This is a genomic window from Rhizobium sp. GN54 (assembly GCF_021026345.1).
Taxonomy (GTDB): domain Bacteria; phylum Pseudomonadota; class Alphaproteobacteria; order Rhizobiales; family Rhizobiaceae; genus Mycoplana.
The window spans coordinates 486,021-511,589 of record NZ_JAJNCZ010000004.1; the positions used below are offsets into that span (position 1 = coordinate 486,021).

Below are 25,569 nucleotides of genomic sequence, written 5' to 3' on the forward strand. Positions count from 1 at the left end.
CGGTTTCTGCGTCGTGCCTCGTCGGGGCGCGACCGAAGGGAATTGCAGTGTGATGAGCAAGAATGAAGGTATCGGCACCCCGGGGGCAAGGGTTGCACGGTCTTTTACGCGCCTTCTGGCAGGCGCAGCGTTGGTGACGCTTTCCGGTTGTATCGTCCCGAGCGACGGGCCGCTGACACGGGAAGTGATCGAATCGGGAGCGGCCGGCGGCAGTTCCTACAAGATCCCGCAGACCAAGATGGTCTTCGACGTGGTCGAGATCGACCAGCGCGTGGCCAACAGCGTGACCACGCTCGGCACGCCGAGCCTGGCGCGGACGTTCGGATTCGGCGGCGCCGGCGGCACCCCCGTGATCGGCGTCGGCGACAAGCTTGACGTGACCATTTTCGAGGCGGGTCCCGACGGCCTGTTCTCGACGACCGAGCGCAAGTCCACCACTATTCCCGTCGTCGTGCAGCCGGACGGCCGCGGCCAGATTCCCTATGTCGGCTCGGTCCGCTTTGCCGGCATGACCATTGACACCGCCCGCTCGACGATCGTCGACGCGTTGAAGGCGAAGGCGGTGGAGCCGGACGTACTGGTATCGATCGCCGGAAACGAATCGCGGGCCGTGTCGGTCCAGGGCGACGTCAACGACGCCGCGATGATACCTCTGGGCCTCAACGCTGAGCACCTGAGCGAAGTGCTGGCAAGGGCGGGCGGCGCCACCAAGGCGCCCTACGACACCTATGTGACGCTCAAGCGCGGCGGACGCTCCGGAACCGTGCTGCTCCAGACCATCGTCGACAATCCGAAGGAAGACATCATCGTCCGTCCCGAGGACCGGATCTACGTCACCTACGACCCGCAGACCTTCTCGGCGCTCGGCCAGACGTCGAAATCCGGCAAGGTGCGGTTCGATGCCAGCAGCCTGAGCCTCATCGAGGCGGCAGCGCTCGCCGGCGGCGGCAACATGACGACGGCCGACCCGAAGGGCTATTTCATCTTCCGCTACGAGAACGAGAGCGTCTATCGCAACGTCGTCGGCGACGACCGCTTCCGCGACCTGCTCGCAAAGGGCATGACCTCGGACGGGCAGGGCCGCTACCCGATCATCTATCGTCTCGACCTGGGCAGGCCGCAGAGCTACATCGTCGCCCAGTCCTTCCCGGTGCGCAATCGCGACGTGATCTACCTGTCGCGTCATCCGGCCACCGATTTCGGACGGTTCGTCCAGATGATCACGGGGACCGTGTCGGCGGTGAATACCACCAACCGGACTTTCTGATCGCCGCGCGGCGGTATAAGTTCAACGTTTGAACGGGGCGTCGGCCTGGCCGGCGCCCTTTGTGGTTTTCAGGGCGGACCCGCAGGAACGAAGGCGTCGTGGCTGACCGAAAGCGCAAGACCTATGCCGTCACCTCCGCCGGCCTGTGGCGGATCCGGGCCGACATCTCCCGCCTGCTGGACGCGGAGATCGTCTCCTGGCCGCTGGGTCGGGTCGGCGGCATGGACGGCTATGTCGGCTGGGGCTGGCGCCCGTCCGGCTTCAAGGCCAAGGCCTTGTCCGCCCGCTCCGGCAAGCCCTGCCTCATCCTCGAGGACGGCTTCATCAAGGGCTACGCGCCGGGCCCGGAAGAGCCGGCGCATTCCTTCGTCATCGATGACGAAGGCATCTATTTCGACGCGGGCGGACCGTCGCGGCTGCAGCGGCTTCTGGACGAGCCGGCGACGGATGCCGGCGCGCTCGGTCGTGCCCGTGCCCTGATCGACACCATCCGGCGGGCGCAGCTTTCAAAATACAACAACGGGCCGATGATCGGCCTGCGCGAGGCCGGCGTGCCCTATGGACGCCCCTTTGTGTTGCTGGTCGACCAGGTCGCAGGCGACGCGTCGATCGCCGGCGCGCTGGCGGGAGACGATGCCTTTGCGCGCATGATGGAGCATGCGGTGGCCCATCATCCCGGCAAGGCGATCGTGGTGCGCACGCATCCGGCGGCCGGCGACAGGAGCCTGCTGCGCCAGGCGGCGCAACGCTTCGGCGTCGAGATCGTCGTGCCTGCGCCGATGAATCCATGGCCGCTGCTGGAAGAGGCCGATGCGGTCTATACCGTTTCCAGCCAGTTGGGCTTCGAGGCGCTGATGGCGGAAAGGCCCGTTCATTGCTTCGGCGTCGCCTTCTTCTCGGGGCGCGGGATGACGGAGGATCATCTGCCGGCGCCGGTGCCGCGCAAGCCCGCATCCGTGGAGCAGGTGTTCGAGGCTGCCTATATCCGCTATTCGCGCTACCTCGATCTGCACGACCGGTCCGATTGCACCATCGAGCGGGCGATCGAGCAGGCGGGCGTGGTGCGCGACCAGCGGGCGCGGCTGCCGAAGCGGATCGTGACGGCCGGAATGTCGCCGTGGAAGCGGCGGGCGCTCGCGCCGTTCCTGAAAGGCCGGGCCGGGCCGGTCCTGCATGCCCGCGGACTGGAGATCGCGGTCCGCCGGGCCGGCGAGGTCGGCGGCAGCGTCGCCGTCTGGGGATCCGACCGGCCGCTGCCGGAAGGGATCGAGGCGATCAGGATCGAGGACGGGTTCATCCGGTCCCGGGGGCTGGGCGTCTCGCTGGTGATGCCGTCGTCGATCGCGCTGGACGGTGACACGGTCTATTACGACGCCCGGCAGCCGAGCGGTCTGGAACGGCTGATCGCCACCGCGACGTTCTCGCCAGAGCTTCTTTCGCGCGCCAACGCCCTGCGCGGCCTGCTGCTTGCGCGCGGCGTCTCGAAATACAATGTCGGCACTGCGGCCGCCCTGCCCATCGTCGAGCCGGGGCGTCTGAAGATCCTGGTTCCCGGACAGGTGGAAAAGGATGCCTCGATCCGGTTCGGTTCGCCGGTGGTCCGGTCGAACGCGGATCTGGTCGCAGCCGTCCGGCGGCTCTATCCCGATGCCTGCATCGCCTACAAGGAGCACCCGGACGTCGTGTCGGGAATGCGCTCCGGCGGCCGCGAACCGGATGCTGCGGACCGGATCGTCAAGGACGGCGACATCATGCACTGGATCGGCTGGGCCGACAGGATCGAGACGATGACCTCGCTTGCCGGTTTCGAGGCGCTCATTCGCGACAAGCCGGTCGGCGTCCACGGCATGCCCTTCTATGCCGGCTGGGGGCTGACCGACGACCGGAACCCGATTGCGCGGCGGACCCGGCGGATCGACCTCGACATGCTGGTGGCGGCCACGCTCGTGCTCTATCCCTTCTACGTCCATCCGCTGAGCGGCATGCCCTGCCGGCCAGAGGATCTGGTCCGGGAAATCGCCGAGGGAAAGATTGCGGACGTCTCGATCACCGATCGCGCGATCGCGGGCGTTGCGCGCGCGGCAAACAGGATCGCCGTCCGGTTGCGTGACCGCCGGCTGGGATGACGCCCGCCCGCCTCGGCCGGCGAGACGCGAATCACTCCCCGAAATGGTGACACACTGGCGAAAAATGTCAGGGCAGTAAGAATAATTGACCCTGCTTCCGTTGATAAATCCAGCCGTCTATGCAATGACCAAGCAATCATTGCGCATACCCTATGTAAAGCCGGAGCATCATGCCAAGCGAGCGCGATTCGAGGGATCGGACGGAGAAGAATGGCGTACGCGATCAGGGCCCAGCAGGCCGTGGTTCGTCGCGGCTCGTCTATCTCAATCTGCGCCGTCGGCCATCGAACCCGTTTCCCTCCAAGAGCGTTCCGCGGGTGCTTCTTCTCCAGGGGCCGGTCGGGCCGTTCTTCCGCAAGGCGCAGACCCTCCTGAACGAGAGCGGCTTCGACGCCTGGCGCGTTTGCTTCAACATCGGTGACCGGCTGTTTGCAAGGCGTGAGAAGACGCTGAACTTCAACGGCAGCGCCGATGCCTGGAGTATCTGGCTTTCCGAAATGCTCGGTGCGCACGGCTTCGATTTCGTCGTGCTGTTCGGCTGCGAACGCGAGATCCACAGGGTTGCGATCGCCTGCTGCGAGAAGCTCGGTATTCCGGTGATCTGCCTGGAGGAGGGCTATCTGCGCCCCGGCAACATCACGCTTGAGTTCGGCGGCAACAACTGGCGGTCGCCGATCGCCGGAAAGCTGCCGCCGGAAGACTATTCGGGCCGCTATTCGGACCGGCGCAAGGGCGTGTCCTATGCGTCGTCCTTCGGCGCGATGGCGTCCTATGCGTTCCTCTATTTCTCGCTGCGGAACCTGTTTTCCACCGCCGGCGAGCGCAAGCTGTTTCACAAGCAGAAGCGCATGCTGGCGTCGGAGGCTTTCTACTGGTTCAAGAACTATTATCGGAAGTTCCGCAATCTCAGCGCGAACTACCGCTGCGTCGAACGGCTCCTGGAGTACTACGACCACAAGTACTACCTGATCCCGCTGCAGGTGCATGACGACAGCCAGCTCGGGCGCGCCGCCGGCAGCTGGAACAATCAGAAGTTGATCCTCAAGTCGATCGTTTCCTTCGCCCGCAATGCGCCGGCGACGCACCAGCTGGTGTTCAAGATCCATCCGATGGAGCGGGGACACAGCCGCGACCGGCAGTTCATCCGGCAGGTCAGCCAGTTGAACGACGTGGCCGACCGTGTGCACATCATCGACGGCGGTTCGCTGGGGCTTCTGACGCGCCACGCGGCCGGGATGATCACGATCAACAGCACGTCCGGTCTCTTCGCGCTCCTTCACGGGATTCCGCTCGCGGTCATGGGGCAGGCGATCTACCGGCACCCCGACCTTGCCTTCTGCGTCAACAAGGGCATCGATCTCGACGGCTTCTGGACGTGGAACAAGGTGGCGCCCGGCGAGATGCGCACGCGCTATCTTTCGTGGCTGCACGAACAATGTCTGCAGCCGGGCGATTTCTACGCCTATGAGGGCGTGGAGGTGGCGATCCATGCGCTGCGCGACAGGCTGATGGCGGCCGTTGCCGAGGGCGCGCGCGCCACTGGCGAGGGCCGGCAGAGCGAAGTCGTGACCGGGCACTTCGGCGGCAAGCTGCCGGACGCAGCACAGGGCTGAAGATTCAGGCCGGCCGGCAGGTGCCGGGTATCTATGTCAAAGCGACGATCGATAGCTCCGTGCCGTTGAACCCGAATTCCAGGGCGGCGGATCCCTGATGCTGGAGGGCGATCCATTCGTCCCGGGTGATCGAGACGATCCCGCATGCGCAGATCTTTCGTCCGATGGGTGCGCCTGAGTGCAGGCCGGTTCCGAGCACGGGCGTGGCACCGTTGAGCACGACCTCGACCTGGAGCGGCCCTTGAGTGACGGGAACGGCCGAAAGACACATCAGGTAGAGCGCCGAGGCGGGGGCGACGAGACGGTTGCCGTTGCCGCCAGGAACGGGAGCGCCGAGCGTGAAGCCGCCAGTGGCAAACCCGGTTTCAGTGAACCCCGTGAGACTGCCGACTGCTGGGCTCAGCGAGGGATTTGACAGCCAGGCGCGCGCCGCCGGCCGGTTTGGCGTTGCGACATGGCCTGACGGATCGATGCCGAGCGCCGTCCGCCAGCCGCCCGAACCGTCGGCGACCTTGATCGCGAAGTCGTCGTTCCCGGCAAGGCCCATTTCGGCAAGGCCGTTCCAGTTTCTCTGGAAGATCAGGCTTGCGGTGTCGTCCGGTCCGGCCTTGTTGATCTTCAGCCGGTGATCGTTGCCCTGGTGGGAAAAGAGGCTGGCCGGCGCCGACAGCGCCAGCCTGTTCGTCTCGTCCGCTGCGGAATTGATGCCGAGGGTCGGCAGATCGCCGATCTGGGTGAACGGCTGCCAGCCGGTGCCGTCATGGACGTGGAGGCGCTGTCGAAGGGCGCACCAGGCAAGCCAGCCCGCCTTCGGCTGCAGGAAATGCCAGCCGCCATCGCGCCATTGGGCGACCCGGCCGGCCATCCCGCTCCATGCGCCCGCCGGCGCCGCTGCGACCCCGTAGCAGGTGCCGTCCGCCGGCGCCGGTGGCGGTGCGTCGGCGATGTCCGCAAGCACCAGCTGGACCATCATGTCGAGCGCGTCCAGCCCCTCGTTGTGGGACACATGCTTCTGTGCCTGTGAGGGCAGAATGTAGGGAAGGCCGAGCCGCGCTGTCTGGTCCTGCATGTCTCTCTCCTGTGCCGCGCCAGTCTCGCAAGCCGGCGAGCCGAGGTGGCCGTGGCGGTTGCTTGAGTTGAGAGTAGCCTGCATGCGGCAGACGAGGATGCCAGGCGGCGGAGATGGGGGCTTTGTCGTGGCGACCGGATGGGGTGACCGGAAAAGAGGTCACGCGTGGCGATCGGCCTTAACCTCTTGGGATAAAGAGCAATTCAGCCAGAGCGAGCGCTGCCGGCGATGATCATCGGGGCATGTGTTCCGTCGAGCGTGATGCTTGTCGTGCCGGCCGCGGCCGTCCCCGGCCGATCCATCATTTTCCCCGCGCGAGATTGTCCTCGTGAACGGCGATCGCTTCCTCGATATCGTCGTAGAAGGTGATCTTGCCGTCCTTCATGACGCCGCCGATGTGACAGAAGGCACGCAGTAGTGACGACGAGTGGGAGACGAGCAGCAGGGTTGCGTTCTCTCGACGCTCGTCGAATACCTTCTTGCTCTTCTTCTTGAAGGTCGTGTCGCCGACGGCTATGACCTCGTCGATCAAATAGTATTCAAATTCGATCGCCATGCAGATGCCGAAGGCAAGACGTGCCCGCATGCCCGCCGAATAAGTCCTCACCGGCATATCGAGATAGGACCCGAGTTCGGAGAAGTCCTTGACGAAATCTAGGACTTCCTCGCGGTCCTTGCCATAGATGTCGGCAATGAAGCGGGTGTTCTGGGCGCCCGTCAGACGGGCATGCACGCCGCCCTTGAAACCGAGCGGCCAGGAAATCTTCCCCTCTCGGTAGATGCGACCGCCAGTCGGCGTATCGATGCCGGAGATGAGGTTCATCAACGTCGACTTGCCGGCGCCGTTCCTGCCGAGAATGCCGATGTTGAGGCCCGGACGGAACGTTGCCGTGAAGTTGTCCAGGACGACCTTCTTGCCGCCACCGCGCGGGTTCTTGAAAACCTTGCTGACGTTGTCGAAGACGATCATTCGCTGCTTATGATCCTGTTTCGATAGATGCGTTCGAGGGCAAGGCCGGTCACGAGAAAGCCGGTCGCAACGGACAGGAGGTAGGTCTTGCTCAGCACGCTGACATAGTCGAGATAGGTTGCGGAACGGAACCATTCGACGCAGTGCAGGAACGGGCTCCACCAGACGATCGCCAGGGCGGATGGCGGCAGGGACGACGGCACGAACAACAGGCCGGATGTCAGCATGAGGATCATGTTGCTGAAGCTCAGGATCTTGGCCCAGAGCGGCACGAGGGTTCCGAACGTTGCGTTGAAGACGGCAAAGGAGAAGGCAAAGTAGAAGATAGCCAGGAGCGCGCCCGCGAACTCCAGAGGGTAGACGATGATGTGACGGTCCAGAATGGCAAACATGAAGAAGATGAACAGCGAACAGATGATCATCCAGATGATCGCCTCCAGCAGGAACGCCGCGACGATTGTGTCCAGCGGCTTCACCAGTGGGTAGCCCAGCATCGGCTGGTTGTGCGACAGCCCGTTGGCGGCCTTACGCGCAATCAGGTTCGTCATCCGAAAGCCGATGATGCCAGTCAGGAAGAACAGCATGGCGCTGTCGCCGAACGGCAGGGAGGTGCGCACGAAGCTGTGCATGAACAGAAACAGGCAGACATAGATCGACGGCTCGGCGAGCGTCCAGAGATAGCCGATGCGGCTCTCGCCGAAGCGCGTGACGCCGCTACGCACGACGAGCGCGCCGATGACGCGCGCATTCTCCTTGAGCGCATAGCTGAAGCTTTTGTCCATCAGATACATGGCGGTGCGCCCCTATGCGCCGCTCTGGCCAAAGGTCAAATCGCGTGATCCTTGACCGATTTGTAAACGAAGAAGCCGATCATCCACGCGGCAAAAAAGACGAGGAAGCCGAGCATCGTGTTCAGGACGCGCTTCGGATAGATGGCGATATCGGGTGTCCGCGGCGTCACATAGGTGGCGAAGAAGCGCTCCTGCTTCTGTGCCTCGACCATCGCGGTCTCGAGACCCACAAGTGATGTCGAGTAGGCCTTGACGGCAAACTCTTCCTCTAGAGAAAGCTGCGAGAACGTGTCCATCACGTCGGAGAGCGTGCTGCTGTCGGCGTCCGGATTGCGGCCGGTCTTCTGCACCGTGCCGGTTCCGACGCGTGCCTTCTGTTCGGCCAGCTGAGCTTCGAGTGCGACAATTCGCCGCTCCATGACCTTGGCGGACGGAGCTTCCCGGCTCGCGGCCGTGACCAACGCCTTGTAGCGCGTCCGGACAGAGGCGAGCTCCTGCTCGATCGAGCCGATGATTGACGATTCCATCGACGCGAGGGCCTGCGGATCGAGCGCCTGCTGCGTCTGGCGCAGGTCCGACAATTGCCGGCGAACGGCGCTCAACCGCTGCTCCGCACGCTCGACCTGCTTGTTGACGACCTCGGTGTACTGGATGCGCGACTCCTCGGACAGCCGGTTCACCAGGTTTTCCGAGACGAGAAGAATGGCATCCGTGATTTGCTTGGCGTCTTCGGGCGTGAAGGCATAGACCTGCAGCGTGACGTTGCCGGTCGTCGAATTGAAGCCCACATTGACCATGTCGCGCCAGTAGCTGACGAATTCGTCGAGCGGCGTAACAGGATCGGTCTTGTAGACGAAGTCGATATCGTCGTGCGCGTAGAGCGTACGCACGTCCAGGTCTGCCTGTTGCTTGATGTCCTGCAACACCTGCTGCGAATGGATGTAGTCGGCGACGATATAGGAATCGCCCGCCTCCGCCGTCGTGCCCATCAGGCTGCCGAGGCCCAGAGCGTTCAGCGATCCCTGGCTGGAACCGCGAACGGCGAACTGTGTCTCTACCTCGTATTGAGGGCTGGCCCAGAAGGCATAGTAGAGCCCGGTCAGGATCGTCGGCAGGATCACCGCCAGGACGAAGGAAATGCTGGTCCACTGGACCTTGCGCTGCTTCTTGGGCAGCACCGGCATCTCGAAGATCGACTTGGTGGAGAATTTCTTGTCACGGTCGGTCTTGGCGGGTGCGAGATCCTCGTCGTCGTCATCGAAGGGGTCGCGATTGACCTTTGCGCCGGCGCCAATCGAAGCCTCCCGGATCAGGCGGCGCTTCTGCCGTTCCGCGCGCCGGACGATACGAGCCTTCGCCATGTCCAGAAGATTGCTGGCCTGCGGCTGTTCTCGGGTCTCTGCTTCCAGTGCCGGCGCCGCGGGCGCAGTATCTTTCTTCACGTCAATACTCTCGTCTCTGACTTGCAAATATTTACTAACTGCCTGAGGAAGCGGCAGTTTATTCGATCTGCAGTCGTGTTACAAGATGAGCGCTCCCCATATTGTCCGCAGGGGAGGTGCTTTCGCTTCGGACCGACCTGGAAGCATTGATCCAGGATCGGGCACCGTTTCGTACGCCAATCCGGTATTTTTATGACATCGCGGCCGCGGGTTACTGGCACCCCGGCCGGGTTCAGGCAGCGCGGCCCCAGCCGATGAAGGCCGGATTGGCGAAATCCGAATCAGTCTGCTGGTTCGTCTTTCCGTACAGGAAGGGGCTTCCGTCGGGGCGCGTCACGCGTCCGCCGGCGGCGCGCAGGACCGCGTCGCCCGCCGCCGTATCCCACTCCATCGTCCGGCCGAAGCGCGGATAGACATCGGCCAGGCCCTCGGCGAGGAGGCAGAATTTCAGTGAGGAGCCGACCGTGGTGTGGTCGCAGATGCCGGTCTCCTGCAGGAACGCGTCGGTCTCCGGGTCGCCGTGCGTCCGGCTGACCACGGCCGTCAGGCTGCTGCCCCTGGAACGGCAGCCGATCGGGCGGCGGTTGACGATGGTGAAATCGTCGGCGACCTCGAACTTTTCCGCATGCCCCTCTGCGCCCCAATAGGCGATCTTCAGTGCCGGCGCGTAGACGATGCCGGCGACGGGCACGCCGGCCTCAATCAGGGCGATGTTCACGGTGAACTCGTCTCGACGGTTGATGAATTCGCGGGTGCCGTCCAGAGGATCGACGAGGAAGAAACGCCGGCCGCCGACCTCGGGGATATTCCCCGCCGCGACGGCTTCCTCGGCCACGACAGGAATATCGGGAAAGGCGTCCGAAAGCGCACGGAGAATGATCGCCTCGGCGCGCTGGTCGGCCTCGGTCACCGGGGTGCAGTCGCTCTTGATCGAGACGGTGGGCCCCGCCCTGTAGACGGCCAGGATTTCCCGGCCGGCATCGATCGCCGCCTTGGCCAGTGTCGCTGCGAGGTTTGCCGGTAGTGTCATTGAGCGGTCCTGCTGTGGTTCTCGTATTGCCGTTGCCGGACCGCGAACGGTCCGGCAACGGAGAGAGGGGTCTGGTTCTAGCGTTTTCCGAGGTATTCGGCGATCTGCGTGGCCAGTTCGCCCGGATCGTGCCCGGCCGTCTTCAGATGGATCTCGGGCTCTTCCGGCTGCTCGTAGGGCGAGCTGATGCCGGTGAAGTTTTCCAGTTCGCCCGCCATGGCCTTCCTATAGAGGCCTTTAGGATCGCGCCTTGCGCATTCCTCCAGCGACGTGTCGACGAAGACCTCGATGAATTCACCGTCGGCGAACAGGTCGCGGGCCATACGCCGCTCCGAACGGAACGGAGAGATCGCCGATACGATCACGATCAGTCCCGCCTGTGTCATCAGGCGCGCGACTTCGGCGATCCGGCGAATGTTCTCCACCCGGTCCTCCGGCGTGAAGCCGAGATCGCGGTTCAGCCCATGGCGCACGTTGTCGCCGTCGAGCACATAGGTGTGGCGGCCGCTCGCATGCAGAAGCTTTTCCAGCATGTTGGCGATGGTCGACTTGCCGGCGCCGGAATAGCCCGTCAGCCAGAGCACGGCGGGCTTCTGGTGCTTCAGCCCGGCCCGCGCGTTCTGGTCGATATCCAGCGCCTGCCACTGAACGTTGGTGGCGCGGCGCAGCGGATGGTCGATCATGCCGGCGCCGACGGTGGCGTTGGTCAAACGGTCGATCAGCACGAAGTTGCCGGTCGTGCGATTGTCCTTGTAGCTGTCGAAGGCGACCGGCGACTGCGTGGCGATGTTGCAGACGCCGATCTCGTTCATGTGCAGCGACTTGGCCGCCTCGTGCGAGAAGCTGTTGATGTCGATCTGGTACTTGAGGGCCGTGACCGTGGCGCTCATGCTGTCGGTCTCGGTGCGCAGGATGTAGCTGCGCCCCGGCATCATCGGCTCGGCGGAGAACCACACCAGATGCGCCATGAACTGGTCCGCAAGCTGCGGGCGATCGCCCGGGGCGGCCAGCATGTCGCCGCGGGAGATGTCGATCTCGTCTTCGAGCACGATCGTGACGGCCTGGCCTTCGGACGCAGCCTGAAGGTCGCCGTCCGCCGTCACGATCGCCTTGACCTTTGAGGTGCGGCCGGACTTGGCCACGACGATGTCGTTCCCGACAGCGATGCGGCCGGAGGCGACCTGGCCGGCAAAGCCGCGAAAATCCTGGTCGGGGCGGGTGACGAGCTGGACCGGCAGCCGGAACGGCCTGCCGAGGTCCTGGCCGGCGAGCGGAACGGTCTCCAGATGGCCCAGCAATGTCGGACCGGCATACCACGGCATGTGCGCCGAGTTCGCCGTGACGTTGTCGCCGTGGCGCGCGGAAATCGGAATGGGCGCGATGGTCGCAAAGCCCAGTCCGCCTGCGAAGGCACGAAATTCCTCGGCGATCTTGCCGAAGACTGCCTCATCGTAGCCGACGAGGTCGATCTTGTTAACCGCAAGCACGATGTTGCGAATGCCGAGCAGTGAGGCGATGAAGGCGTGGCGGCGCGTCTGGCGCAGGATGCCCTGGCGCGCATCGACGAGCAGCACCGCGAGGTCGGCCGTGGAGGCGCCGGTCGCCATGTTGCGCGTATATTCCTCGTGGCCGGGAGAATCCGCGACGATGAAGCGGCGCTCCCCGGTGGCGAAGTAGCGATAGGCCACGTCGATGGTGATGCCCTGTTCGCGCTCGGCCTCCAGCCCGTCCAGCAGCAGGGCGAAATCGATCGTTTCGCCCGCCGTGCCGTGCCGTGCGCTGTCACGCTCCAGCGTCGCCAGCTGGTCGTCGAAGATCAGCTTGGTGTCGTAGAGCAGGCGGCCGATCAGCGTCGACTTGCCGTCGTCCACCGAGCCGCAGGTGATGAAGCGCAGCAGCGGCTTTTCTTCCTGTTCCGCGAGATAGTCCTGCAATGTGTCCGTTGCGATGGACGAGGCCAGTACCGCCATCAGAAATACCCCTCGCGCTTCTTCTTTTCCATCGAGCCCGCTTCATCCTTGTCGATCAGGCGACCCTGCCGCTCGGACGTCCTTGCGGTCAGCATCTCGCGGACGATATCGGGAACGGTGGTGGCGTCCGATTCGATCGCGCCTGTCAGCGGATAGCATCCGAGCGTGCGGAAGCGCACGAGGCGGTCCTCGACCTTTTCGCCCTGTGCGATCTGCATGCGCTCGTCGTCGACCATGATCATCATGCCGTCGCGCTCGACGATCGGCCGCTTGTCGGCGAAGTAGAGCGGCACGATCGGGATGTCCTCCTTCAGGATGTACTGCCAGATGTCCAGCTCCGTCCAGTTCGACAGGGGGAAGACGCGGATCGATTCTCCGGAGGCGACGCGGGTGTTGTAGGTCTTCCACATTTCCGGGCGCTGGTTCTTCGGGTCCCACGCATGCTGGGCATTGCGGAAGGAGAAGATGCGCTCCTTGGCGCGCGACTTTTCCTCGTCGCGCCTTGCGCCGCCGAACGCCGCGTCGAAGCCGTACTTGTCGAGCGCCTGCCTGAGCCCGAGCGTCTTCATCACGTGCGTGTGGATGCTGGAACCGTGGCTGAAGGGGCCGATGTTCTGCTCCAGCCCATCCAGGTTGACGTGAACGATCAGTTCCAGCCCGAGGTCCGATACGGTCCGGTCGCGGAAGGCGATCATCTCGCGGAACTTCCAGGTCGTGTCGACGTGCAGGAGCGGGAAGGGCGGCTTGGCCGGGTAGAAGGCCTTGCGGGCCAGATGCAGCATGACCGACGAATCCTTGCCGATCGAATAGAGCATCACGGGCCGGGACGAGGTCGCGGCGACCTCGCGAAAGATATGGATGGCTTCGGCCTCGAGGCGCTGAAGATGTGTAAGCGACATGTTCCCTGTTCCGCTTGCCGTCCCGATAGACCGACGGCAATGGCCTGTTGCCAGCGCTTGCAGTGCTATGACTGGCGGCTGTTCGTTACAGCCATGTACCCGGCTTTGCACCAAAGCTGCAATGCTGCCGGCAAAATTCGCACACCATTCTCTGCAAAAGTGCGGCTGCGTGTTTCCAAAGCAACTAAAAAGCGGCATTCGCATGGCAACGGCGGCACCTCGTTTTGGCCGTGCGATGGCGGAAATCGGCCAGTGCTGTTCGCTCCGGCGGCTTTGACGGGCCCGACTTTGCCCCTACGATCCGTTCCGGCCGATTGCAGCCTGTCGTTGCAGCGGAGAGAGCGAGGTTCGGCTCCAGCCGCGGCACCGGTCGGGGCGGGCGGGCCGGTGAACCGGGAGTGGAGATCGCCCATGAAGAGCCATGCCAGGGTCGTCGTCATCGGGGGCGGGGTGGTCGGATGCTCGGTGCTGTATCACCTGACGAAATTCGGCTGGAGCGACGCGGTCCTGGTCGAGCGCTCCGAACTCACCTCGGGCTCGACCTGGCATGCGGCCGGCGGCATGCACACGATCAACGGCGATCCCAACGTCGCCAGGCTGCAGAAGTACACCGTCGAGCTCTACAAGGAGATCGAAGCCTATTCCGGCCAAGACATCGGCCTGCACATGACCTCGGGCATGATGCTGGCGGCCACGAAGGACAGGTTCGACTGGATGAAGTCGATCCTGGCGAAAGGGCGCTACATGGGCCTGGAGGCCGAGCTCCTGACGCCGAAGGAAGCGCACGCGCTGATGCCGCTGCTCGATCCCGACCAGTTCGTGGGCGCGGTTTACGACCCCGTGGAGGGGCATCTCGATCCCTACGGCACCACGCATGCCTATGCGAAGTCGGCGAAGAAGAACGGTGCCGAGATCTACCTGCATACGAAGGTGGAGGATCTCGTGCAACTGCCCGACGGCACCTGGCGGGTGATCACGAACAAGGGCGAGATCGTCGCCGAACACGTGGTCAACTGCGGCGGGCTGTGGGCGCGCGAGATCGGCCGCATGGTCGGGCTGGAGCTTCCCGTGCTCGCCATGGAGCATATGTATCTCATCACCGAGGACATGCCTGAAGTCATCGAGTTCAACCGCACGCAGGGCCGGGAACTAATGCACTGCGTCGATTTCGACGGCGAGATCTATATCCGCCAGGAGCGCAACGGCATGCTGATGGGCACCTATGAGAAGGCCTGCCGGCCGTGGTCGCCGCTGTCGACGCCCTGGGATTTTGGCCACGAACTTCTGGCGGAAGACCTCGAACGCATTACGCCCGAGCTGGAGGTCGGCTTCCGCCATTTCCCGGCCTTCAACTCGGTCGGCATCCGCAAGATCATCAACGGGCCCTTCACCTTCTCGCCGGACGGCAACCCGCTCGTCGGCCCGGTCCGCGGCATGACCAACTTCTGGTCCGCCTGCGCGGTGATGGCCGGTTTCAGCCAAGGCGGCGGCGTCGGGCTGGCGCTCGCCAACTGGATGATCCACGGTGATCCGGGCTTCGATGTCTTCGCCATGGACGTGTCGCGCTACGGCGACTACGCGACGCTCGGCTACACAAATGCGAAGGTCCGCGAGAACTATTCGCGCCGCTTCTCGATCCGCTATCCGAACGAGGAACTGCCGGCGGCCCGGCCGCTGCTGACGACGCCGATCTACGACAGGCTGAAGGCGGCCGGCGCCGTCTTCGGCGCGTCGTACGGGCTGGAGCAGCCGCTGTGGTTCGCGCCGGAAGGCACGGAGGACCGCTTCTCCTGGCGCCGGTCCACCGATTTCGACACCGTCGGCGCGGAGGCGAAGGCGGTGCGGGCCAGCGTCGGGCTGATGGAGACCTCCGGCTTTGCCAAATATGCGATCAGGGGCAGCGGCGCGGAGGCGTGGCTCGACCGGATGCTGACGCCGCGCATGCCGGCGGCCGGGCGCATGACGCTGGCGCCGATGCTGAAGGAAGATGGCAAGTTGATCGGCGACTTCATCCTCGGCAAGCTCGGCGAGGGCGATTTCCTCCTGATCGGCTCCGGCATCGCCGAGGGCTATCACATGCGCTGGTTCGAAAGGCACCTGCCGAAGGATGGCTCTGTCGAACTCGCGGCCCTCGGGCTGTCGCTGACGGGGCTTGCGATCGCCGGCCCGAATGCGCGCGCGGTGATGCAAAAGCTCACGCATCACGATCTCTCCGACGCGGCGTTCCCGTTCATGACCATCCGCCGCCTGGATCTCGGCATGGCGCCGGCCATCGTCGGGCGTGTCAGCTATACCGGCGAGATCGGCTACGAGATCTGGATGAAGCCTGAATACCAGCGCTATCTCTTCGACCTCCTGATGGAGGCGGGCGCGGAATTCGGGATCCGGCTGTTCGGCCTGCGGGCGCTCAATGCGCTTCGCCTCGAGAAATCCTACGGCAGCTGGGCGCGCGAGTACCGGCCGCTCTACGGACCGGTCGAGGCCGGGCTCGATCGTTTCGTCGCCGTCGGGAAGGAGGCGGCGTTCGTCGGCAAGGCCGCGGCCCTGAAGGAGAAGGCGGAAGGCGGCAGCCTGAGGCTCAGGACCTTCATCCTCGAGGCGACGGACGCCGACGTGATCGGCGACGAGCCGATCTATCTGGACGGTGCCGTGCGCGGCTGGGTCACCTCGGGCGGCTATGCTCATGCCGCCGGTGTCTCGGTCGCGATCGGCTATGTTCCGAAGGAGGTCGCAGACGTGGAGGAGGGGTGGTCGGTCGAACTGCTCGGGGTACAGCTGCCGGCGAGGCTCCAGCGCGCGCCGCTCCACGACCCGGGCGGTGCGCGCATGCGGGGCTGAACGGCAAAATTGTCGGCCGCCAGTCTTGCGTGTGGAGTGGCGGTGCGGAGAACACGTTGTCGTGACCGTGGAACGGTGGATTCCGCGGTGTTGCTGCCTTTTTCCCCATGTGAGCGGCTGTTTTTTCAGTTTTCCTGCCCGTTTTGTCGTCAAACTCACCAAAGACCCGACGAATTGCGAGGCATGGACATTTTACGCTTCCCTTTTGGATGGAAAGCAGTATGGAATCCCCCTATTCATGAGCTTGCCTAGGGGGCTCAATAACAAGAGATGCAACCGACTGGATTGCATCCAGGGGATAGGCAATGGAATATTTTGTCCAGCAGCTCATCAACGGGCTGACTCTCGGCTCGATCTATGGGCTGATCGCCATCGGCTACACGATGGTCTACGGCATCATCGGCATGATCAACTTCGCCCATGGCGATATCTTCATGCTCGGCGGCTTCGCTGCCCTCATCGTTTTTCTCATCCTTACCAGCGTTTTCGTCGGCCTGCCGGTCGTGATCCTGCTGCTCGTCATGATGGCCGCGGCCATGCTAACGGCGTCGTTGTGGAACTGGACGATCGAAAAGGTCGCCTACCGGCCGCTGCGCGGCTCGTTCCGCCTGGCGCCGCTGATCACCGCGATCGGCATGTCGATCACGCTGTCGAACTTCGTCCAGGTGACGCAGGGCCCGCGCAACAAGCCGATCCCGCCGCTGGTCTCCTCGGTCTACAACGTCTTCGGCATCTCGATCTCGCTGAAGCAGGTGATGATCATGATCCTGACGGTCTCGCTGCTGGCGATCTTCTGGTACATCGTCAACAAGACCTCGCTCGGCCGCGCCCAGCGCGCCACCGAGCAGGACCGCAAGATGGCCGCGCTGCTCGGCATCGACGTCGACCGCACGATCTCGATCACCTTCATCATGGGTGCTGCCCTCGCTGCCGTCGCCGGCACGATGTATCTGATGTACTATGGCGTGATCGTCTTCACCGACGGCTTCGTGCCGGGCGTCAAGGCCTTCACCGCGGCGGTTCTGGGCGGCATCGGCTCGCTGCCGGGTGCGGTGCTCGGCGGTCTCCTGATCGGCCTCATCGAATCGCTCTGGTCGGCCTATTTCACGATCGACTACAAGGACGTCGCGACGTTCTCGATCCTGGCCATCGTGCTGATCTTCAAGCCGTCCGGCATCCTCGGACGACCGGAAGTCGAGAAGGTATAACCCAATGGCAACGACTACCTACTCCAACGAGAGCGCCGCCGGGAACCTGACGGCGCGGGCTCTGCGCGAGGGCTTCTATGCCGGTCTCGTCGCCTTCGGCCTGTTCTTCCTGTTCGTCGGCCTGGAGACCACCCAGAACATCCGCAACGAGCTTGTTCTCAACCAGCGCTGGGGCCTGCTGGCGGTCTTCGTCGCCGTCGCAGCCGTCGGGCGCTTCCTCGGCGTCCTGTTCGTCCAGCCGTGGATTGCCGGGCGCAAGGCGGCGCGGGCTGCGGCCGTGGACAAGGCGGCGCCGGAGACCTTCCTCGCTCGCAATTTCAGCAAGATCGCCATCCTCGTCGTCGCGCTGATGCCGCCCATCGCGGTCGCGCTCTTCGGCGTGCAGGGGTCGCTGAAGTGGGTCGACAACTTCGGCATCCAGATCCTCATCTATGTGATGCTGGCCTGGGGGCTGAACATCGTCGTCGGCCTCGCCGGCCTGCTCGACCTCGGCTATGTCGCCTTCTACGCGGTCGGCGCCTATTCCTATGCGCTCCTGTCCCAGCACTTCGGCTTCTCGTTCTGGATCCTGCTTCCGCTCGCCGGCATCCTCGCCGCCTTCTGGGGCATGATCCTGGGCTTCCCGGTGCTGCGCCTGAAAGGCGACTACCTGGCGATCGTGACGCTTGCCTTCGGCGAGATCATCCGCCTCGTCCTGATCAACTGGACCGAGGTCACCAGGGGCACGTTCGGCATTTCCAGCATCCCGAAGGCGAGCGTCTTCGGCATCTGGTCGTTCGACGTGGGGGCTCCGAACAATTTCGCCAAGGTTTTCGACCTGCCGATGTCGTCGGCCTATTACAAGATCTTCCTGTTCTACGTGATCCTGGCGCTGGCGCTGCTGACGGCCTACGTGACGATCCGGCTGCGCCGCATGCCGATCGGCCGTGCCTGGGAGGCCCTGCGCGAAGACGAGATCGCCTGCCGTTCGCTGGGCATCAACACGGTCACGACCAAGCTCACGGCCTTTGCGACGGGCGCGATGTTCGGCGGTTTCGCCGGATCGTTCTTCGCGGTGCGGCAGGGCTTCGTCTCGCCGGAATCCTTCGTCTTCCTCGAATCGGCCATCATCCTTGCCATCGTCGTTCTCGGCGGCATGGGCTCGCTCGTCGGCATCGCCGTCGCTGCCACCGTCATGGTCGGCGGCACCGAGCTCCTGCGCGAGATGACCTTCCTCAAGGCGGTGTTCGGCCCGGACTTCACGCCGGAACTCTACCGCATGCTGATCTTCGGCCTCGCCATGGTCGTGGTCATGGTCTGGAAGCCGCGCGGTTTCGTCGGCAGCCGTGAACCGACCGCCTTCCTGCACGAGCGCAAGGCCGTGTCCGGCAGCTTTACCAAGGAGGGACACGGCTGATGTCCGCCCTCGAGACGAACGCGATGAACCAAGACCCGATCCTCAAAGTCGAGCATCTGTCGATGCGCTTCGGCGGCCTGATGGCGATCAACGACCTGTCCTTCGAGGCACGCCGCGGCGACATCACCGCCCTGATCGGCCCGAACGGCGCCGGCAAGACGACCGTCTTCAACTGCGTCACCGGCTTCTACAAGCCGACCATGGGCATGATCTCGATGACCCAGCAGTCGGGCAAGACGTTCCTGCTGGAACGCATGCCGGATTTCGAGATCACCCGCGACGCCAAGGTGGCCCGCACCTTCCAGAACATCCGCATGTTCTCGGGCCTGACGGTGCTGGAAAACCTGCTGGTCGCGCAGCACAACATGCTGATGCGGGCGTCGGGCTACACGATTCTCGGTCTCCTCGGCTTCGCCGGCTACCGGCGCGCGAAGGAGCAGTCGATCGAGATCGCCAAGCACTGGCTGGAAAAGGCGGACCTGATCGAGCGTGCCGACGATCCGGCCGGCGACCTTCCCTACGGCGCCCAACGTCGTCTGGAGATCGCGCGTGCCATGTGCACGGGGCCGGAGTTCCTGTGCCTGGACGAGCCGGCGGCCGGCCTCAATCCGCGCGAGTCGCTGGCGCTCAACGAGCTCCTGCGCTCGATCAGAAACGACACCGGAACGTCGATCCTGCTCATCGAGCACGACATGTCGGTGGTCATGGAAATCTCCGACCACGTCATCGTGCTGGAATACGGCCAGAAGATTTCCGACGGCACGCCGGACGAGGTGAAGAACGATCCGAAGGTCATCGCGGCCTATCTGGGCGTCGAGGACGAAGAGGTCGAAGAGGTGATCGAAGAGATCGAGGAGATCCAGGAGAGCGACGGAGAGCAGGGGGGCAAGCACTGATGAGCGAGACCCTTCTCAAGGTCCACGGCGTCGAGACCTACTACGGCAACATCCGGGCGCTGGCCGGCGTCGACGTCGAGGTCAGGCGCGGCGAGATCGTCAGCCTGATCGGCGCCAACGGCGCCGGCAAGTCGACCCTGATGATGACCATCTGCGGCAGCCCGCAGGCCCGCACCGGCACCGTCGTCTTCGACGGCCAGGACATCACCCGGCTGCCGACGCACGAGATCGCGCGCCTGCGCGTGGCCCAGTCGCCGGAAGGTCGCCGCATCTTCCCGCGGATGACCGTCTACGAGAACCTCCAGATGGGGGCGAGCCTCGACAAGCTGAAGTACTTCGACGAGGACGTGGAGAAGATCTTCACGCTGTTTCCGCGCCTGAAGGAACGCCAGGCGCAGCGCGGCGGCACGCTTTCGGGCGGCGAGCAGCAGATGCTGTCGATCGGGCGTGCGCTGATGGCACGGCCGAAGCTGCTTCTTCTCGACGAGCCGTCGCTCGGCCTCGCGCCCTTGATCGTCAAGCAGATCTTCGATGCCATCAAGGTGCTGAACAAGGAGCAGGGGCTGACCGTGTTCCTCGTCGAGCAGAACGCCTTTGCCGCCCTCAAGCTCTCCGACCGCGCCTACGTCATGGTCAACGGCCGGGTGACGATGAGCGGTTCGGGCAAGGAGCTGCTGGCAAACCCGGAAGTGCGCGCCGCCTATCTCGAAGGCGGCCGGCATTGAGGACGGCCGGCGCATGGTCGTTTGCGACCGGGCGCAGAACGAAAGCGTTACGGCGACCCTTGCGCGTCCTGGACGATGCGCGGCGCCGTAGAAGGAGTATGTGACATGCAGGGAATTCTCTACGAGGAGCCGTCGTTTCTGCAGTTCCTTTTCGTCACCGTCATCATGGGTGGCTGGACCGCCTGGAGGACGGGCAAGAGCGTCGCGGAAAACTGGCATAACTATCGGACGCTCGTCCTATACGTGCTGCTTCTCGGGGTTGCGATCCGCTTCATCCACCACGCGCTGTTCAACGGTAGCATGCTGACTTTGCAGTACTATTTCGTGGACACCGTGGTTCTTTTGTTGTTTGCTACGGCCGGTTATCGCTTCTACCGCACGAGGCAGATGACCAATATCTACTATTGGCTCTACGAGAAGGCCTCGCCCTTCTCCTGGAAAGCCAAATAAGAGGGAACCCCAGGCCCGGCGTGCTGGCGCCGGTCTTGGAACAAAGACATCGGCGCAATGGTGGTGGGTATTGCGACCGGTTAAAAACTGACCTGCCTTAAACTTGGGAGTAACAAAATGAAGAAGTCTCTCTTGTCTGCTGTTGCGCTGGCCGCAATGGTCGCGTTCAGTGGCAACGCCTGGGCCGATATCCTGATCGGCGTCGGCGGCCCGATGACCGGCCCGAACGCTGCCTTCGGCGCACAGTTGCAGAAGGGTGCAGAACAGGCCGCAGCCGATCTCAACGCAGCCGGCGGCATCAACGGCGAGCAGGTCAAGATCGTGCTCGGCGACGACGTGTCCGATCCGAAGCAGGGCGTTTCGGTCGCCAACAAGTTCGTCGCTGACGGCGTGAAGTTCGTTGTCGGTCACTTCAACTCGGGCGTCTCGATCCCGACCTCGGAAATCTACGCCGAAAACGGCATCCTGCAGATCTCCCCGGCCTCGACGAACCCGACCTACACCGAGCGCGGGCTGTGGAACACGTTCCGCACCTGCGGCCGCGACGACCAGCAGGGTATCGTAGCCGGTTCCTTCATCGCCGCCAACTTCAAGGACGCCAAGGTCGCCGTCATCCATGACAAGACCCCGTACGGTCAGGGTCTTGCTGACGAAACCAAGAAGGCCATGAACGAAGCCGGCGTCACCGAGGCCCTCTACGAAGGCATCAACACCGGCGACAAGGACTTCTCGGCGCTCATCGCCAAGATGAAGGAAGCCGGCGTCTCGATCGTCTACTACGGCGGCCTGCACACCGAAGCCGGCCTCATCATGCGCCAGATGAAGGACCAGGGCCTTCAGGCGACGCTGATGTCGGGCGACGGTATCGTCTCGAACGAACTGGCCTCGATCGCCGGCGACGCCGTCGACGGTACGCTGATGACGTTTGCGCCGGATCCGCGCAAGAACCCGGCCGCAAAGGACCTCGTCGAGAAGTTCCGCGCTGCCGGCTTCGAACCGGAAGCCTACACGCTCTACGCCTATGCGGCCGTTCAGGTCATCGCTGATGGCATCAAGGCTGCTGGCGGCACCGATTCGCAGGCCGTTGCCGAAGCCATCAAGGCCAAGGGTCCGTTCGCGACCGCCATCGGCGAGCTCGGCTTCGACGAGAAGGGCGACATCACCCGTCCGGACTACGTCATGTACACCTGGAAGAAGGGTGAAGACGGCAAGTACAGCTACTTCGAGAACGAATAATCGTTCCGGCGGAAAGGGCGGCGCCAAGACCGCTCGAAACCGGCTGAAAACTGGAGCCCGGCGCTTGCGTCCGGGCTCTTTTCATGTCTGCTGGGCGGCACATGGAATGGAGGAAAGAATGAAGAAGGCACGCATCCTGGTCACGCGGCGGTGGCCCCAGGCCGTGGAGGCCGTTCTGGCAGAGCGGTTCGACGCGGAGTTCAACACCAGCGACCGGCCGATGGACCAGGCGATGCTGGCGGATGCGCTGGCACGCTTCGACGCGGTGCTGCCGACCGTCTCCGACCGGTTGCCGGCGGCGCTGTTCGGGCAGGGGGCGCTTGCCGCCAGGATCATCGGCAACTACGGCGTCGGCTACAACCATATCGACATTGCCGCCGCCTCGGCGCGGGGCATCGCGGTGACGAACACGCCGGGCGTCCTGACCGACTGCACGGCCGACATCGCGATGACCCTGCTGCTTTCGGTGGCGCGCCGTGCCGGCGAGGGCGAAAGGGAGGTCAGGGCCGGCGTTTGGACGGGCTGGCGGCCGACCCACATGATCGGCACGAAGGTGACAGGAAAGACGCTCGGCATCATCGGCTTCGGGCGGATCGGCAAGGCGATGGCCAGACGCTGCCACTTCGGCTTCGACATGGACGTCGTCTTTTACAATCGCTCGCGGGTCGATCCGGCGGAGGCTGCCCGCCATGGCGCACGGCAGCTCGATACGGTGGAGGAGGTGCTGGCCGCAGCCGACTTCGTCTCGTTGCATTGCCCGGGTGGCGGCGAAAACACGGGGCTGATCGACGCCCGCCGGCTTCAGGCGATGAAGCCGTCGGCCTTGCTCATCAACACCGCCCGCGGCGATATCGTCGACGAGGCGGCGCTCGCCAGCGCGCTTGCCGAGGGCCGCATCGCCGGCGCCGGCCTCGACGTCTACGCGGCCGAGCCGCATGTGCCGGAGGCGCTGCGGCAGATGGAGAACGTGGTGCTGCTGCCGCATCTCGGAAGCGCGACGGCAGAAACGCGGATCGCCATGGGGATGAAGGTCGTCGACAACATCACCGCCTTCTTCGAGGGGCGCGAGCCGCCGGACCGGGTGGCCTGAGGCAGGCCCGGCGCGTGCCTCCCGGATCGTCAATCGAAGGCTGGTCCCCCGTTTCCGGTTGCCGTGCCGGACCATGGCAGAAATGCAGCACCCCTTCCGGATCTGGCGGGCGCAGCCGGCGGGAGGGCGCGCCCAATCTTGCGCGGCCGCCGGAATCGCGACACCATCCTCGATACAAGGCAGGTCGGCATGTCCGCGGGTCGATAGGGGCCGGACATGGCGGCACTTGAACCGGTGCCGGCCCTTCATGCCGGCATCGCTCCGCGTCGAGGGCTTGGCGCGCGCCGAACAGGGAAGAACGCTCCGAGGCGGGTAAGGCGACAGCTTTTCCCGAACTGGAGACAAGTATGCCCCATCCTTCATTGCATGACGGTAAACCGCATCTTCACGCCCGCAGCGCCGGCGCAGTCCGGCGCCGTTCGCTTCCGGTCCTCGGCGCGGCCCTTCAGGTCGCGCTCTGGTCGGGGTTCGCCCTGCCGGCAAGTGGCCACGACGCGCCGAGCGGCTGGAGCTACCCCTATGCCTGCTGCTCGATGAACGATTGTCGCCCGGTCGCCACCAAGGCGATCAGCGAGCGGCCGGAGGGTTTCGTCATCAATGTCACCGGCGAGGTCGTGCCATACCGGGACGCGCGCGTCCGCCCGTCGCCCGACGGCGAATTCCACTGGTGCTCGGTCGCGGGCGGCGAGAGCGGGCGCACGATCTGCCTGTTCGTGCCGCCGCGCGCCTATTGACCGGACGGCCGCAGGATCGGGGCGCGGGTGCCGCTCCGGCATAGCCGGTCGATATCACTACAGGTTGGTATGAGTTGCATCGACTTTTATCGATCGGATTAGCCGGATGTGAAATTCACCCCATTATGTTCGCCGCATGCGAATGCGGAGAATGTAATGTTTCGGGACGGTTCTTCATCGGGAGGCTTGCGGAGCGGTCATCACGCACTGGCAAAGGCCGAGCTCGCGACGATCCTGCCGTATGGCTTCCTGATTGCGGCGGCGCTGGCGACCGGCCTGCACCTGATGCTGGCCGCCCTGCATGCGCCGATCCGGCTCCTGCCGTTGCCCGAGCCCGGACCCGCCGCGCAAGGGGTGGCGTCGTCCGTCCTGATGGCCGCGAGCGTGGCGGCCTTGCTGGCCGCCCTCGGGGGCCTCGGCCTCGGCGCGCTCCAGCACCTGCGCGCCAGGATCGATCGCGCCGGTCTCGCCGATCCGCTCTCCGGCGTCATGAAACCGGAGGCGATCACGGAAACGCTGGACGCCGCCGCCGTACCCGGCTTCGTGATCCTGTTCGGCGTGGCGCATTTCGCCTTCCTCGCAAGCCGCCATGGGTCGGATACCGCCAACCTCATTCTGCAGATGGTGGCCGAGGAACTCTCGCGCACCTTCCACGCGCCCCATCAGGTCGGGCGATCGGCGGACGGCGAGTTCGTCGTCATGCTGGCAAGCCAGAGCCCGGACGATTGCATCCTGCTGGTGGAGGACGTGCGCCGGTCGGTCGCAACGCGGTCGGTGGCGACCCGTTCGGGGGCTGTTGCAGTGGCGCTGTCTGCAGGTGTCGCCCGGATTGCGCCGAACGTGCCGGCCACGGTGACGATGGACGCGGCGCGCCGGGCGCTCACGAACGCCCGCGATACGGCCAGCACGCGCGCCGTCTATGCCTTTGACAAGCACGCAAAACCGATGTGCTGACAATCCTGCGCCGCACGTGATGCCACGCAGCGCGGGCGTACCTCCCGCCGGATCCGATCTCAGACCGACTGAAGCTCTTCCGGATCGTTCACCTGCACCAGCCGGCCGCGCACGCTGACGCCGTGGCGGCGCAGGTACGAGAAGGCGCGCGACAGCGCCTCGGGCGCCAGCCCCAATTGCCCGGCCAGCAGGTTCTTCTGGTAGGGCAGGCGGAAGCTGACGTTGCGCGCGCCGCTCGGGCATTGCTTCTTCAGATACTGGGCAACCCGCTGTGGCGCGGTGTGCAGGCGGTCGTCGGCGATCGTGGACAGGCTGCCGGCGAACTGTCCGGCCAGGACATTGGCGAGCGCCAGGGCCAGGTCCGGCCTGGTGGCTGCAAGCTCGCGCACGCGCTGCAGCGGAAAGAGGGCGATCTTGACGGCGTCCGTGGCCTGGGCGCTGGCGCAATAGTTCTGCCCGTGCAGGCAGACGCTGGCGCCGACGAGGTCGCCGGGCTCGTGGATGAGAAGATCGACCTCGCGACCCTGCGGCGACAGGTGGAACGTCCGCACATAGCCGCCGAGCACGCAGTAGAGCGTATCGGCCGGCTCGCCCTCGCGGAACAGGGTCTGCCGCGGGCCGACGGTCCGCACGGTCGCGAGATCCAGCATGGCCGACAGGCTCTCCAGCCCGAGCGCGGACAACAGCGGCAGGGACATCAGGGTTTCACGTTCCCAGGCGTTGGGTCTCATCATCCTGTTCATGGCTCTTGCGCCCATTCCTTCCCGACATCGTTCCGGACGAATGAGCCTCCCCGGAAGACAGGGATGGCAAGTCCGGCATGTGACGAAAGACTAGAGCGAAAACAGGCGGCGCACGTTGATTT

Annotated in this window: 21 protein-coding genes; 13 read left to right on the forward strand and 8 right to left on the reverse strand. The window is 64.5% G+C overall.

The window, feature by feature from the left end; genetic code table 11:
- Window positions 1–52 precede the first annotated feature (52 nt).
- The 3 genes from LQK81_RS14310 to LQK81_RS14320 all read left to right on the forward strand — a co-directional run bounded on the left by LQK81_RS14310 (window position 53) and on the right by LQK81_RS14320 (window position 5,006).
- A complete protein-coding gene (locus LQK81_RS14310) occupies window positions 53–1,267 on the forward strand; it encodes a polysaccharide biosynthesis/export family protein (protein WP_230807022.1) in 1,215 nt (404 codons plus the stop codon).
- A gap of 98 nt (window positions 1,268–1,365) precedes the next feature.
- On the forward strand, window positions 1,366–3,393 hold the full coding sequence (locus LQK81_RS14315) for a capsular polysaccharide biosynthesis protein (RefSeq protein WP_230807023.1): 2,028 nt from the start codon (window positions 1,366–1,368) through the stop codon (window positions 3,391–3,393).
- A gap of 317 nt (window positions 3,394–3,710) precedes the next feature.
- A complete protein-coding gene (locus LQK81_RS14320) occupies window positions 3,711–5,006 on the forward strand; it encodes a capsular polysaccharide export protein, LipB/KpsS family (RefSeq protein ID WP_230807024.1) in 1,296 nt (431 codons plus the stop codon).
- 31 nt (window positions 5,007–5,037) lie between these two features.
- Here LQK81_RS14320 and LQK81_RS14325 read toward each other — a convergent pair whose 3' ends face one another.
- The 7 genes from LQK81_RS14325 to cysD all read right to left on the reverse strand — a co-directional run bounded on the left by LQK81_RS14325 (window position 5,038) and on the right by cysD (window position 13,177).
- Window positions 5,038–6,075 carry a DUF2793 domain-containing protein gene (locus LQK81_RS14325; RefSeq protein WP_230807025.1) on the reverse strand — a complete coding sequence of 346 codons (1,038 nt, stop codon included), beginning with the start codon at window positions 6,073–6,075 and terminating at the stop codon, window positions 5,038–5,040.
- A gap of 301 nt (window positions 6,076–6,376) precedes the next feature.
- Window positions 6,377–7,045 carry an ABC transporter ATP-binding protein gene (locus LQK81_RS14330; RefSeq protein ID WP_230807026.1) on the reverse strand — a complete coding sequence of 223 codons (669 nt, stop codon included), beginning with the start codon at window positions 7,043–7,045 and terminating at the stop codon, window positions 6,377–6,379.
- Window positions 7,042–7,836: an ABC transporter permease gene (locus LQK81_RS14335; protein ID WP_230807027.1), complete on the reverse strand. Its 795-nt coding sequence runs from the start codon at window positions 7,834–7,836 to the stop codon at window positions 7,042–7,044. Before LQK81_RS14335 ends, LQK81_RS14330 begins: the two co-directional genes overlap by 4 nt.
- Window positions 7,837–7,871: 35 nt before the next feature.
- A complete protein-coding gene (locus LQK81_RS14340; RefSeq protein ID WP_230807028.1) occupies window positions 7,872–9,278 on the reverse strand; it encodes a hypothetical protein in 1,407 nt (468 codons plus the stop codon).
- 232 nt (window positions 9,279–9,510) lie between these two features.
- A complete protein-coding gene (gene cysQ / locus LQK81_RS14345; protein WP_230807029.1) occupies window positions 9,511–10,308 on the reverse strand; it encodes a 3'(2'),5'-bisphosphate nucleotidase CysQ in 798 nt (265 codons plus the stop codon).
- Window positions 10,309–10,385: 77 nt separating this feature from the next.
- Window positions 10,386–12,278 (reverse strand): sulfate adenylyltransferase subunit CysN, encoded by a 1,893-nt coding sequence (gene cysN / locus LQK81_RS14350; RefSeq protein WP_230807030.1) that lies wholly within the window; start codon window positions 12,276–12,278, stop codon window positions 10,386–10,388.
- Window positions 12,278–13,177 carry a sulfate adenylyltransferase subunit CysD gene (cysD, locus tag LQK81_RS14355; protein ID WP_230807031.1) on the reverse strand — a complete coding sequence of 300 codons (900 nt, stop codon included), beginning with the start codon at window positions 13,175–13,177 and terminating at the stop codon, window positions 12,278–12,280. Before cysD ends, cysN begins: the two co-directional genes overlap by 1 nt.
- Before the next feature lie 411 nt (window positions 13,178–13,588).
- On the opposite strand from cysD, the gene LQK81_RS14360 reads away from it, so the two are divergent.
- The 10 genes from LQK81_RS14360 (at window position 13,589) to LQK81_RS14405 (ending at window position 24,704) form a co-directional block, all read left to right on the forward strand.
- Window positions 13,589–16,015 carry a GcvT family protein gene (locus LQK81_RS14360; protein ID WP_230807032.1) on the forward strand — a complete coding sequence of 809 codons (2,427 nt, stop codon included), beginning with the start codon at window positions 13,589–13,591 and terminating at the stop codon, window positions 16,013–16,015.
- Window positions 16,016–16,320: 305 nt separating this feature from the next.
- Window positions 16,321–17,223 (forward strand): branched-chain amino acid ABC transporter permease, encoded by a 903-nt coding sequence (locus LQK81_RS14365; RefSeq protein ID WP_230807033.1) that lies wholly within the window; start codon window positions 16,321–16,323, stop codon window positions 17,221–17,223.
- Window positions 17,224–17,227: 4 nt separating this feature from the next.
- Entirely contained in the window at window positions 17,228–18,619 is a 1,392-nt protein-coding gene (gene livM, locus LQK81_RS14370) for a high-affinity branched-chain amino acid ABC transporter permease LivM (protein ID WP_230807034.1), read from the forward strand.
- Window positions 18,619–19,515 (forward strand): ABC transporter ATP-binding protein, encoded by an 897-nt coding sequence (locus LQK81_RS14375; RefSeq protein WP_318530123.1) that lies wholly within the window; start codon window positions 18,619–18,621, stop codon window positions 19,513–19,515. The genes livM and LQK81_RS14375 overlap by 1 nt, the downstream gene beginning before the upstream one ends.
- Window positions 19,515–20,240, forward strand: a complete 726-nt coding sequence (locus LQK81_RS14380) for an ABC transporter ATP-binding protein (RefSeq protein ID WP_230807035.1) — start codon at window positions 19,515–19,517, stop codon at window positions 20,238–20,240. The genes LQK81_RS14375 and LQK81_RS14380 overlap by 1 nt, the downstream gene beginning before the upstream one ends.
- A 105-nt stretch (window positions 20,241–20,345) precedes the next feature.
- A complete protein-coding gene (locus tag LQK81_RS14385) occupies window positions 20,346–20,690 on the forward strand; it encodes a DUF6867 family protein (protein WP_230807036.1) in 345 nt (114 codons plus the stop codon).
- Window positions 20,691–20,807: 117 nt separating this feature from the next.
- Window positions 20,808–21,926, forward strand: a complete 1,119-nt coding sequence (locus LQK81_RS14390) for a branched-chain amino acid ABC transporter substrate-binding protein (RefSeq protein WP_230807037.1) — start codon at window positions 20,808–20,810, stop codon at window positions 21,924–21,926.
- Window positions 21,927–22,044: 118 nt separating this feature from the next.
- Window positions 22,045–23,016: a 2-hydroxyacid dehydrogenase gene (locus tag LQK81_RS14395; RefSeq protein ID WP_230807038.1), complete on the forward strand. Its 972-nt coding sequence runs from the start codon at window positions 22,045–22,047 to the stop codon at window positions 23,014–23,016.
- Window positions 23,017–23,363: 347 nt separating this feature from the next.
- Complete coding sequence (locus LQK81_RS14400) at window positions 23,364–23,750, forward strand: hypothetical protein (RefSeq protein ID WP_442967134.1); 387 nt, start codon at window positions 23,364–23,366, stop codon at window positions 23,748–23,750.
- A gap of 186 nt (window positions 23,751–23,936) precedes the next feature.
- Window positions 23,937–24,704 carry a GGDEF domain-containing protein gene (locus LQK81_RS14405; RefSeq protein ID WP_230807039.1) on the forward strand — a complete coding sequence of 256 codons (768 nt, stop codon included), beginning with the start codon at window positions 23,937–23,939 and terminating at the stop codon, window positions 24,702–24,704.
- Window positions 24,705–24,763: 59 nt separating this feature from the next.
- On the opposite strand, the gene LQK81_RS14410 is transcribed toward LQK81_RS14405, so the two are convergent.
- On the reverse strand, window positions 24,764–25,438 hold the full coding sequence (locus LQK81_RS14410; RefSeq protein ID WP_230807040.1) for a Crp/Fnr family transcriptional regulator: 675 nt from the start codon (window positions 25,436–25,438) through the stop codon (window positions 24,764–24,766).
- Window positions 25,439–25,569: the final 131 nt, after the last annotated feature.

Bases quoted from the DNA above. Each gene is read 5' to 3' on its own strand.
- LQK81_RS14380 (WP_230807035.1), top strand. From the start codon at position 19,515: ATGAGCGAGACCCTTCTCAAGGTCCACGGCGTCGAGACCTACTACGGC.
- LQK81_RS14395 (WP_230807038.1), top strand. From the start codon at position 22,045: ATGAAGAAGGCACGCATCCTGGTCACGCGGCGGTGGCCCCAGGCCGTG.
- LQK81_RS14375 (WP_318530123.1), top strand. From the start codon at position 18,619: ATGTCCGCCCTCGAGACGAACGCGATGAACCAAGACCCGATCCTCAAA.
- LQK81_RS14325 (WP_230807025.1), bottom strand. From the start codon at position 6,075: ATGCAGGACCAGACAGCGCGGCTCGGCCTTCCCTACATTCTGCCCTCA.
- livM (WP_230807034.1), top strand. From the start codon at position 17,228: ATGGCAACGACTACCTACTCCAACGAGAGCGCCGCCGGGAACCTGACG.
- LQK81_RS14385 (WP_230807036.1), top strand. From the start codon at position 20,346: ATGCAGGGAATTCTCTACGAGGAGCCGTCGTTTCTGCAGTTCCTTTTC.
- LQK81_RS14360 (WP_230807032.1), top strand. From the start codon at position 13,589: ATGAAGAGCCATGCCAGGGTCGTCGTCATCGGGGGCGGGGTGGTCGGA.
- LQK81_RS14365 (WP_230807033.1), top strand. From the start codon at position 16,321: ATGGAATATTTTGTCCAGCAGCTCATCAACGGGCTGACTCTCGGCTCG.
- LQK81_RS14400 (WP_442967134.1), top strand. From the start codon at position 23,364: ATGCCCCATCCTTCATTGCATGACGGTAAACCGCATCTTCACGCCCGC.
- LQK81_RS14310 (WP_230807022.1), top strand. From the start codon at position 53: ATGAGCAAGAATGAAGGTATCGGCACCCCGGGGGCAAGGGTTGCACGG.
- LQK81_RS14335 (WP_230807027.1), bottom strand. From the start codon at position 7,836: ATGTATCTGATGGACAAAAGCTTCAGCTATGCGCTCAAGGAGAATGCG.
- cysD (WP_230807031.1), bottom strand. From the start codon at position 13,177: ATGTCGCTTACACATCTTCAGCGCCTCGAGGCCGAAGCCATCCATATC.
- LQK81_RS14330 (WP_230807026.1), bottom strand. From the start codon at position 7,045: ATGATCGTCTTCGACAACGTCAGCAAGGTTTTCAAGAACCCGCGCGGT.
- LQK81_RS14390 (WP_230807037.1), top strand. From the start codon at position 20,808: ATGAAGAAGTCTCTCTTGTCTGCTGTTGCGCTGGCCGCAATGGTCGCG.
- LQK81_RS14410 (WP_230807040.1), bottom strand. From the start codon at position 25,438: ATGATGAGACCCAACGCCTGGGAACGTGAAACCCTGATGTCCCTGCCG.
- cysQ (WP_230807029.1), bottom strand. From the start codon at position 10,308: ATGACACTACCGGCAAACCTCGCAGCGACACTGGCCAAGGCGGCGATC.
- cysN (WP_230807030.1), bottom strand. From the start codon at position 12,278: ATGGCGGTACTGGCCTCGTCCATCGCAACGGACACATTGCAGGACTAT.